The organism is Novosphingobium decolorationis (genome assembly GCF_018417475.1).
Classification (GTDB): Bacteria; Pseudomonadota; Alphaproteobacteria; order Sphingomonadales; family Sphingomonadaceae; genus Novosphingobium; species Novosphingobium decolorationis.
In genome coordinates this window covers 1,141,475-1,150,000 of the sequence record NZ_CP054856.1, presented here as the reverse complement: position 1 = coordinate 1,150,000, position 8,526 = coordinate 1,141,475, and the positions used below count along the sequence as shown (strand labels likewise).

Below are 8,526 nucleotides of genomic sequence, written 5' to 3'. Positions count from 1 at the left end.
GGACCGGAAGGTCCCAGAGCCGGATACGGGTCTGTGCGGGACCTTCCGTCATTACGTCAGCCTTCCTTCTTTTCCTTGCGGAAGTCGTCGTGGCAGCCCTTGCAGGCCATGCCGACGTTGCCGAAGGCTTCCTTGGTGGCGGCCGCGTCTTCGCTCTGGGCGGCGGTGCGCAGCGCCATGGTCGCGTCGATCAGCTTGGTGGCGGCGGCCTCGAAGTCCTCGGGACGTTCCCAGACGGTGGGAAGCGCGTCGGTTTCCTCACCCGATTCCGGGCCGGTGCCGGCGGGGAAGAGGGCGGGGATCTTCTGGGCGGCGGTGACCATCGCGGTCGCGTTCTCGCCGATGTCCTCGAAATCGGGGCTGCTCTCGTCGAGCTCGGCCTTGTTGGCCTTCATCGCCTTGGCGAGCGACTTGAAGTTGTCCTCGCGCGCCTCGATCGTGGCTTCGGCGTCAACCGCACCGATCGAGGGATCGACGCTGGCGGCCTCGGTCGGATCGCCGGCGGGCTCCGAGCCGCTGCAGGCCGAGAGCGAAAGGGCAAGGGCGAGGGCGGGCGCGGCAAGCCCGGTGACAGACTTCAAGGCCATGTGCGGTTCTCCTGTTGCGTATTTTGACGGCGTTATACCGAAAGTCCGGAACGAATGAAGTGACAGAATGTTGCAGCTGCGAAGCAAAAGGCTTTGGCCTTCGTGTCTTGCAGCACCATGACAGCCTGTCAGGTGCTGGGCGCCGGGAACGGGACAGCCTCTTGTGGCCAGTCGGCAAAGGGCTGGCGCAGCGCGTCCCAATCGGCGGGAAAGCGAAGGTTGAGTGCGGTAAGGGGGACACCTTCGAGCCGGGATGCTTCGTGGCCCTGACCCTGCGTGTCGACGAAGACGAAGGCATCGCCGGGCCGGGCGATCGCTTCGCGCAAGGGCCCGCCGGTCACGCGGATGCGCAGGGCGCCTGCGAGGATGAGCTGGAAGCTGCCGCAGCCTCGGGAAGTATGGAAGGGGTCGACAAGCGGTCCGCTGTCCCAGACCAGCGTGCGCCAGCCGGGGGTGGAGAACGGGGGATCGCCATAGGCCGGGGCCGTTCGTAACGTGACGGGGGCCAGGCAGGAATGTCCGTCCGCCCGGGCGTAGACCACATGAACCGCCATTCGTGCTCCCTCCTGCCGTGAAGGGAGGCTAGGCGCTGTGCGCGCGCGGCGCGAGAGGCGATTGCGGCCCTGTTCAGCGCATGGATATGCGAAGAGGGAGGGGCCCGCTTGGGCGCCCTCCCTCCGGCACGGATCTTGCGTCCCGAAGGACGGTGGTGCTGGCCTGGCGCCTTAGAGCGCGATCACGCCGCCATCGTCCTTGGTGATCGCGACCACCGCCGAGCGGGGGCGCGAGGTGGCCGACGCGTTGGTCTGGCTTTCGGGCCAGTGGCTGGTCACGTTACCGGCATCGCCGCGTTCGCCCGGGTGCTGGATGCCCACGAAGAGCGTGCGGCCATCGGGCGTCATGTCGACGCCGGTGATCTCGCACTCGACCGGGCCGACGAGGAAGCGGCGCAGCGAGGCGGGGGTGGCGAGGGCGCCGACGTGCGTGCCCTGGGTGGTGGTCTGCGCGCCATCGGTGTTGGTGACGGTGAAGGCGTTGCCATCGCCCACGGTGCCGGGCATCGCGGCCAGCATCATGCAGTTGGTCACGTCGGTCATCGCGCCATCGTCGGTCTGGATCCAGAACACCGGATTGAACTGGCCCGAGACCGCGCTCTCGCGCGAGAAGTAGGCGCCGTCCGGGCTCGAGAAGTCGTTGCTGGTGTCCAGGTCCGAGATGTTGATGTTGGTCTGCTCGAAGGCGGTGTCGCAGTCGAGCGTGTCCGCACCGAACATGTAGATGTCCCAGGCGAAGGTGCGCGCCGCCGTGGTGTCGCCGTCCTCGCGCAGGCGCACGATGTGCCCGTTGGGGTTGCCCGAATTCCAGTACGAGCGCGGGTTGGCCGCGTTGGTGCCGTCGACCGGGCGGTTGGAGTTGTTCGAGTTGGTGAGGGTCAGGTAGATCTCACCCGTGACCGGGTTGCCCGCGGTCCATTCCGGGCGGTCCATCGGAGTGGCGCCCAGCGCGTCGGCGGCAAGGCGCGGGTTGATCAGGATGTCGGCCTGGTCGGCGAAGGTGTACGCGGGATAGCTGCCCGAGGCGGGGCGCGGCGGGACCTGGCCAAAGACGAGGGGGAGCCACTCGCCGGTGCCGTCCGCGTTGAAGCGCGCGACGTAGAGCGTCCCGTGGTCGAGGTACTTGTCGCCCACCGCGAGGCGGTCGGCGTTGTCGGCATCGCCGGCGTTCCAGTTCGCGTTGGAAACGTACTTGTAGAGGTATTCGCCGCGCGAATCGTCGCCCATGTAGGCACCGACCGGCTGCCCGGCGACGGCGCGCACGAAGGCGCCTTCATGGCCAAAGCGGCCAAGCGCGGTGCGCTTGCGCGGCGTCGAGGTGGGATCGTAGGGATCGATCTCGACGACCCAGCCGAACTGGAAGGGCTCGTTGCGGAAGTCCTCGGTGGCATCGGCGCCCAGGATCGTCGCGTTCCAGCGGGTGATCGTGGTGTCGGTGGTGGACGCGCTCGACCAGCGGTAGTTGCCGTTCGTGCTGCGCACGCCGTAGCGCTGGAGCGAGGTCAGCTGCGCGGGGGTGCGGTTGGCGTCATCACCGCTGTCGCGGCGGAAGTAGCCCGCCCAGTTTTCCTCGCAGGTGAGGTTGGTGTGCCAGGCCGAGATGCCGTTGGCGCAGTTGTTGATGGTGCCGCGCCCGCTCGTGCCATTGGCGGAATAGGCGGTGCGCATCCAGGCCGAGCCGGCCGCCGGGCCCGACAGCGTCATCGGCGTGTTGGGGGTGATGCGGCGGTTGAAGCTGCTGTCCTGAACGTACGACCAGGTGCGGTTGCCGCTGTCGACATATTCGGCGACCGAGACGCCGTGGCACTCGATCTCCTTGCGCACTTCATCGAGCGGACGCGCGCCGCCGATGGTCGTGGGGCCAGCCGGGTGGAGGTACTCCTCGGTGATGTTCTCGTGGTTCTGCACCATGAGGCCGCGGGTGTTGGCCATGTCGTCGGGCGCGCCGGCGGCGGAGAGGCCGAAGTAGTGCAGCGCGTCGGCGTGGTCGCCGATGCGGTTGGCAAAGTCGGTGTCGGTGCCGTCGTTGGCATAGGCCGAGGTCGCGGCGGTGAGCGGATCGCCCAGGCGCGTCATGACCGTGACCGAGTAGCCGGTGGGCACGACGACCGTGTCGGCGAGGCTGTGCTCGACCGCGGTGAAGCCCAGGACCGCAGGCGAGACGCGCACGTAGGTCACGGCCTTGCGCTCGATGCCGTCGCTGGTGGTGGCGATGAAGGTGAATTCGAGGTCGGTGGCCTCCTCGACGGCGGGCGCGAGGAACGTCGCGGTGGTGCCGTCAAGCGTCAGCTCGACATCCGGGCCGTCGGTCTGGACCCAGGTGGTGGAGCTTGCCGATCCGGCGACCACGGTGCCGGTCAGCGTGACGACACGGCCCGCGCTGGTGGCCGCGTTGGTGCCCGCGTTGACGATGATGCCCGCATCGGAGCCTGTGTCGTCATCGTCGCAGGCGGCCAGCATCGCGGTGCCCATCAGCGCCATGCCGGTGGCCTTGGCGCCGCCCATGATGGTCTGGCGGCGCGAGAAGCGGTTGTCCGCAAGCGTTTCGAGCGAAGGCGTGGTGGTATCGTTGGTGTCGACGTCGCCGTCGCTGTAACCGCAGGCAGGATCGAGAGGTGTCATGCTGGAAGAGCCCCATCCATTTGAAGATGGCGCTCCAGTTAAGCGGGGATTGTGTCAGTCGAACGCAAGTTTGATGGCGAATGCGTGACTGTTCTTTTGCTACGCTTCTCTTTTTCTGTGACAGGCGTCTACTTGAAAGCTTCGCGGGAAGGAGGCGGGCACGCCGGGATCGGATCACCAATCAATCGGCACCCGATTGGCCTCCCCTTCGCGCAAACGGGCCGGGATCTACCTTTGGAGCCTTTGCGAGAAGTGTGTGAAAGGTCCGGAAAAGCGGCGTTTTTCGGGATTTTCTTGACTTCTTCGGCGGCCTCCACTAAGCAGCGTCCTTTCAGGAAAACCAGTTTCTTACGGAGTGCCCATGGCGCGCGTTACCGTCGAAGATTGCGTCGACAAGATCCCCAACCGTTTCGATCTCGTTCTGCTTGCCGCACAGCGTGCGCGCGAGATCTCGGGTGGCGCCGAGCTCACCGTCGACCGCGACCGTGACAAGAACCCCGTCGTTGCCCTGCGCGAGATCGCCGAGCAGACCGTGGTCCCCACCAACCTCAAGGAATCGCTCGTCACCTCGATGCAGCGCGTGCTGCCCGACGACGACGACGAGATGGACGAGATCGGCTCGCTCAGCCAGTCGGCCGAGGCCCTGCGCATCACGGCCTCTGCGCCCACGCGCAACACCTCGATCGGTGGCGATTACGACGGTTGATCCTCGCCGCTTGACCTCCCCGGCCTGACGCGCAAGACATTGCGATGTGGCCGGGAAGAAACGAACTTTGCCCCGCATTGCGGGTTTGACCGGGGGATCGCCTGATACGAAGGGCGATCCCTCTGGCGCATTGGGCGCCACCATCGCGATCTACAGCGTCAAGGGCGGCGTCGGCAAAACCACCTTCGCCAGCAACCTGGCCTGGTGCTCGGCGCAGATCTCCGGGCACAGGACATTGCTGTGGGACCTTGATGCCGCAGGTGGTTCGGGGTTTCTCTATGGGCTGGAACCCAAGGGGACGAAGCCCGCGCACGATGTCTTTGCCAAAGAGCGCGCGCCCGAAAAGCTGATCCAGAAGACCGGCTATTCGCGCATCCACCTGTTGCCCGCCGACGAATCCATCCGCGCGATTGACGCGCGCCTGACCGAGATCGGCAAGAGGCGGCGTCTGGCGAAGCTGACCCGGGCGCTGGGCGCGGACTACGCGCGCGTCATTCTCGACTGCCCGCCGGTGATCAACGAGCTTTCCGCCCAGATCGTGCGCGCGGCCGATCTTGTCATCGTGCCGCTGCCGCCATCGCCGCTTTCCACACGCGCCTTCGATCTTGTCGTACGCGAGATCGCCGGGAACACCCGGCGCCATCCGCCGATCCTGCCGGTGCTCTCGATGCTCGACATGCGCCGCACACTCCACCGCGAGGTGCGCGAGCAGCATCCGGGCTGGCCAGCGGTGCCCTATGCGAGCGCGCTGGAGCAATGTGCGGTGCAGCATCGCCCGGTCGGCGAGATCGCACCGGGCAGCCCGGCCGCGCGCGCCTTTGCAAACCTGTGGGGTGCCATCGAGCGCAAGCTGGCCGAACGGCGCGGCTGATCTGGTCGCACATCCGAATGGCGAGGAGGGCGTTCGCCGTCTTTTCGCAGCTGTACACCTGCGCTAGCGTCCCTGTTGCACAGCAAGGGGCATGAAATGAGCACGAATGTCGAAGGCCACCTGGCCGAGGCGGACGGACACACGCACGAGACCGCCTGTCTGAATTGCGGAACGGCGCTGAGCGGTCCGTACTGCGTGCAGTGCGGCCAGCACGCGCACCTGCACCGCACGATCGGTGCGCTGTTTCACGACATCCTGCACGGGGTCCTCCACTTCGAGGGCCGGACCTGGGCAACGCTGCCCAGGCTCGCCTGGAAGCCGGGCGAGCTGACCCGCGCCTATATCGAAGGCGCGCGGGTGCGTTTCGTCTCGCCCATGGCGATGTTCCTGTTCTCGGTCTTCGTGATGTTCGCGGTGTTCCAGATCATGGGCATCGCGCCGCCGGTCGATACGGGAGGCGCGATGCAGGCCCAGTTCCACGGGTTGGAGGAGGACCTCAAGGACCAGCGGGGGAACCTGGAGAAGGCGCGCGGTTTCACCCGGCCCGGATCCCCCGAACGGGCCAAGATCGACAAGGAACTGGCCGCCAATGCCGAGGAGCAGGAAAAGCTGCGCGCCTTTCCGAGCTACACCCGCGAGGCCGAGAGCGAGGCGCGCTTCAATTCGCTCCATTCGGGCTGGAAGCGGCTCGACAAGGGCATCGACAAGTGGCGCCAGAACCCGGGCCTCATGCTCTACAAGCTCCAGACGAGCGCCTACAAGTTCTCCTGGCTGCTGATCCCGCTGTCGGTGCCCTTCGTGGCGCTGCTGTTCCTGTGGCGGCGGCGCTTCGGCCTCTACGACCACGCGGTCTTCGTGACCTATTCGCTCGCTTTCATGTCCTTCATGGGGATCGTGCTCACCATCGCGAGCGGGCTGGGCGTGCCCTCCACGTGGCTGGTGAACATCTTCACCTTCGCTGCGGTGATCCACATCTACCGGCACCTGAAAGGCACCTACGAGCTTTCGCACCGCTCCACCGTGTGGCGCTGGCTGGTGCTCCTCGTCTTCATCGGCGTGATCGCCCTGCTGTTCACGATGATCCTGCTCTTCCTCGGCCTGGTCGGCTGAGGAAGGCCAATATGCTGCGGGCAGCAAAAAGGGGCGTCAGGGTAAACCCGGCGCCCCTCCTGCATTCCCCTCTCGGGAACCGTTAGCCCCTCTCGGGAACCATAGGCGGGATCAGAAAGCCATACCGGCCATCAGGCCCCTTGCGGCTGCGTGCCGCCGGAAAAGCGCTTGCCCGACTTGGGGATCGAGGAGCCGGTGACCGGGCGGACCGAGGAGGGACCACGCGGGTCGCTCGGACGGTCGATGGAGCCCTTGTCCATCAGTTCCTTGATCTCGTCGCCCGACAGCGTCTCGTATTCGAGCATGGCCTGCGCCAGCAGCTCGAGCTGGTCGCTCTTTTCGGTCAGGATCTGGTTGGCGCGGACATGGGCGTTGTCGATCAGCGCGCGGATCTCGCTGTCGATGAGCTTGTTGGTCTCATCCGAGGCCATCGTGCGGTTCGAGCCGCCCATGCCGAGGTAGCCTTCCTGGCTTTCCTCGTACTGGAGCGGGCCCAGCTTGTCCGACATGCCCCATTTGGTCACCATCGAGCGTGCGAGGCTGGTCGCGTACTGGATGTCGCCCGAAGCGCCCGAGGACACCTTGTCGTGGCCGAAAATTAGCTCTTCCGCCACGCGGCCGCCCATCGCGACCGAGAGGTTCGCGAGCATCTTGTCGCGGTGGTAGGAATAGCTGTCGCGCTCGGGCAGGCGCATGACCATGCCGAGAGCCCGGCCGCGCGGGATGATCGTCGCCTTGTGGATCGGGTCCGAGGCGGGCTCGTTCAGCGAGACGATGGCGTGCCCGGCCTCGTGGTAGGCGGTCATCTTCTTCTCGTCCTCGGTCATGACCATCGAGCGGCGTTCCGCGCCCATCATGACCTTGTCCTTGGCGTCCTCGAATTCCTGCATGGCGACAAGGCGCTTGTTGCGGCGCGCAGCGAGGAGAGCCGCCTCGTTGACGAGGTTGGCAAGGTCCGCACCCGAGAAACCGGGCGTGCCGCGGGCAATGACGCGTGCGTTGACGTCGGGCGCCAGCGGCACCTTCTTCATGTGGACGGCGAGGATCTGCTCGCGGCCCTCGATGTCGGGCACGGGCACCACGACCTGGCGGTCGAAGCGGCCCGGACGCAGCAGCGCGGGGTCGAGCACGTCGGGGCGGTTGGTCGCCGCGATGATGATGATGCCTTCGTTGGCCTCGAAGCCGTCCATCTCGACCAGCAGCTGGTTGAGGGTCTGCTCGCGCTCGTCGTTCGAATTGCCCAGGCCATGGCCGCGGTGACGACCGACCGCGTCGATTTCGTCGATGAAGACGATGCACGGCGCGTTCTTCTTGGCCTGCTCGAACATGTCGCGCACGCGGCTTGCGCCCACGCCCACGAACATCTCGACGAAGTCCGAACCCGAAATGGTGAAGAAGGGCACGCCCGCCTCACCCGCGATCGCGCGGGCGAGCAGGGTCTTGCCGGTGCCGGGCGAGCCGACGAGAAGGGCGCCCTTGGGGATCTGGCCGCCGAGCTTGGAGAAGCGGGTCGGGTCCTTCAGGAACTCGACGATTTCCTCCAGTTCCTCGCGCGCTTCATCGATCCCTGCGACATTTTCAAACGTCACGCGGCCCGAGCGTTCGGTCAGCATCTTGGCCTTGGACTTGCCAAAGCCCATCGCGCCCGAGCCGCCGCCCTTCTGGACCTGGCGCAGCGCGAAGAAGGCGATGCCGATCAGGAGCAGGAAGGGCAGGGTGTTGGCGAGGATGTAGACAAGCATGCTGCCCTGTTCGGGCGCCTTGCCGGAAACCTGCACGCCCTGTTCCTCCAGCAGCGGGAGAAGCGTGGTGTCGGTGCCGACGGGAACGGTCGAGAAGCTGTCGCCGTTGCGCATCTTGCCGTCGATCCGGTCCTGCCCGATCTCGACCTGCGAAATGCTGCCTTCGGCCACCTTGTCGCGGAAGTCGGAGTAGGGAATCGTCGTCCCGGTCGTCTCCCGGGCGCTGAACATGGATACCACCATGAGCAGGGCCAGAAAGATGCCGCCCCAGACGAGGAGGCTCTTGACCCATGGATTGCCGTTGGGCTGGTCGTCGTTCATGTGTGTAGTACCT

8 protein-coding genes (1 of these 8 running past the window's edge) are annotated in these 8,526 nt (G+C 66.2%); 3 read left to right on the top strand and 5 right to left on the bottom strand.

The genetic code is table 11. The annotated features are described in order from the left end of the window. From HT578_RS05225 to HT578_RS05210, 4 genes are all read right to left on the bottom strand, one after another. Nucleotides 1–52, bottom strand: partial view of a cytochrome b/b6 domain-containing protein gene (locus tag HT578_RS05225; protein WP_213502465.1) — the 5' portion only. 638 nt of this gene lie to the left of the window's left edge; 52 of the gene's 690 nt are visible here — the first part of the coding sequence; its start codon is at nt 50–52; its stop codon lies off the left edge, out of view. Between the two features lie 4 nt (nt 53–56). Continuing rightward, the gene (locus HT578_RS05220; protein WP_213502463.1) at nt 57–587 is read right to left on the bottom strand and encodes a c-type cytochrome; all 531 of its coding nucleotides are present in this window, start codon (nt 585–587) and stop codon (nt 57–59) included. A gap of 128 nt (nt 588–715) precedes the next feature. After that, complete coding sequence (locus tag HT578_RS05215) at nt 716–1,141, bottom strand: hypothetical protein (protein WP_213502454.1); 426 nt, start codon at nt 1,139–1,141, stop codon at nt 716–718. 171 nt (nt 1,142–1,312) lie between these two features. After that, entirely contained in the window at nt 1,313–3,763 is a 2,451-nt protein-coding gene (locus HT578_RS05210; protein WP_213502452.1) for a PhoX family protein, read from the bottom strand. A gap of 361 nt (nt 3,764–4,124) precedes the next feature. On the opposite strand from HT578_RS05210, the gene rpoZ reads away from it, so the two are divergent. The 3 genes from rpoZ (at nt 4,125) to HT578_RS05195 (ending at nt 6,450) form a co-directional block, all read left to right on the top strand. Then, the gene (rpoZ, locus tag HT578_RS05205; protein ID WP_039392671.1) at nt 4,125–4,469 is read left to right on the top strand and encodes a DNA-directed RNA polymerase subunit omega; all 345 of its coding nucleotides are present in this window, start codon (nt 4,125–4,127) and stop codon (nt 4,467–4,469) included. A gap of 130 nt (nt 4,470–4,599) precedes the next feature. Beyond that, nucleotides 4,600–5,340 (top strand): ParA family protein, encoded by a 741-nt coding sequence (locus HT578_RS05200; protein WP_239026492.1) that lies wholly within the window; start codon nt 4,600–4,602, stop codon nt 5,338–5,340. A 96-nt stretch (nt 5,341–5,436) separates the two neighbouring features. Beyond that, a complete protein-coding gene (locus HT578_RS05195; protein WP_213502443.1) occupies nt 5,437–6,450 on the top strand; it encodes a DUF3667 domain-containing protein in 1,014 nt (337 codons plus the stop codon). A gap of 131 nt (nt 6,451–6,581) precedes the next feature. On the opposite strand, the gene ftsH is transcribed toward HT578_RS05195, so the two are convergent. After that, entirely contained in the window at nt 6,582–8,513 is a 1,932-nt protein-coding gene (ftsH, locus tag HT578_RS05190) for an ATP-dependent zinc metalloprotease FtsH (RefSeq protein ID WP_039392674.1), read from the bottom strand. Between the last annotated feature and the right edge of the window lie 13 nt (nt 8,514–8,526).

Excerpts from the sequence above, each read along its gene's own strand:
- HT578_RS05220 (WP_213502463.1), bottom strand. The coding sequence starts at position 587 with ATGGCCTTGAAGTCTGTCACCGGGCTTGCCGCGCCCGCCCTCGCCCTT.
- HT578_RS05215 (WP_213502454.1), bottom strand. The coding sequence starts at position 1,141 with ATGGCGGTTCATGTGGTCTACGCCCGGGCGGACGGACATTCCTGCCTG.
- HT578_RS05210 (WP_213502452.1), bottom strand. The coding sequence starts at position 3,763 with ATGACACCTCTCGATCCTGCCTGCGGTTACAGCGACGGCGACGTCGAC.
- rpoZ (WP_039392671.1), top strand. The coding sequence starts at position 4,125 with ATGGCGCGCGTTACCGTCGAAGATTGCGTCGACAAGATCCCCAACCGT.
- HT578_RS05195 (WP_213502443.1), top strand. The coding sequence starts at position 5,437 with ATGAGCACGAATGTCGAAGGCCACCTGGCCGAGGCGGACGGACACACG.
- ftsH (WP_039392674.1), bottom strand. The coding sequence starts at position 8,513 with ATGAACGACGACCAGCCCAACGGCAATCCATGGGTCAAGAGCCTCCTC.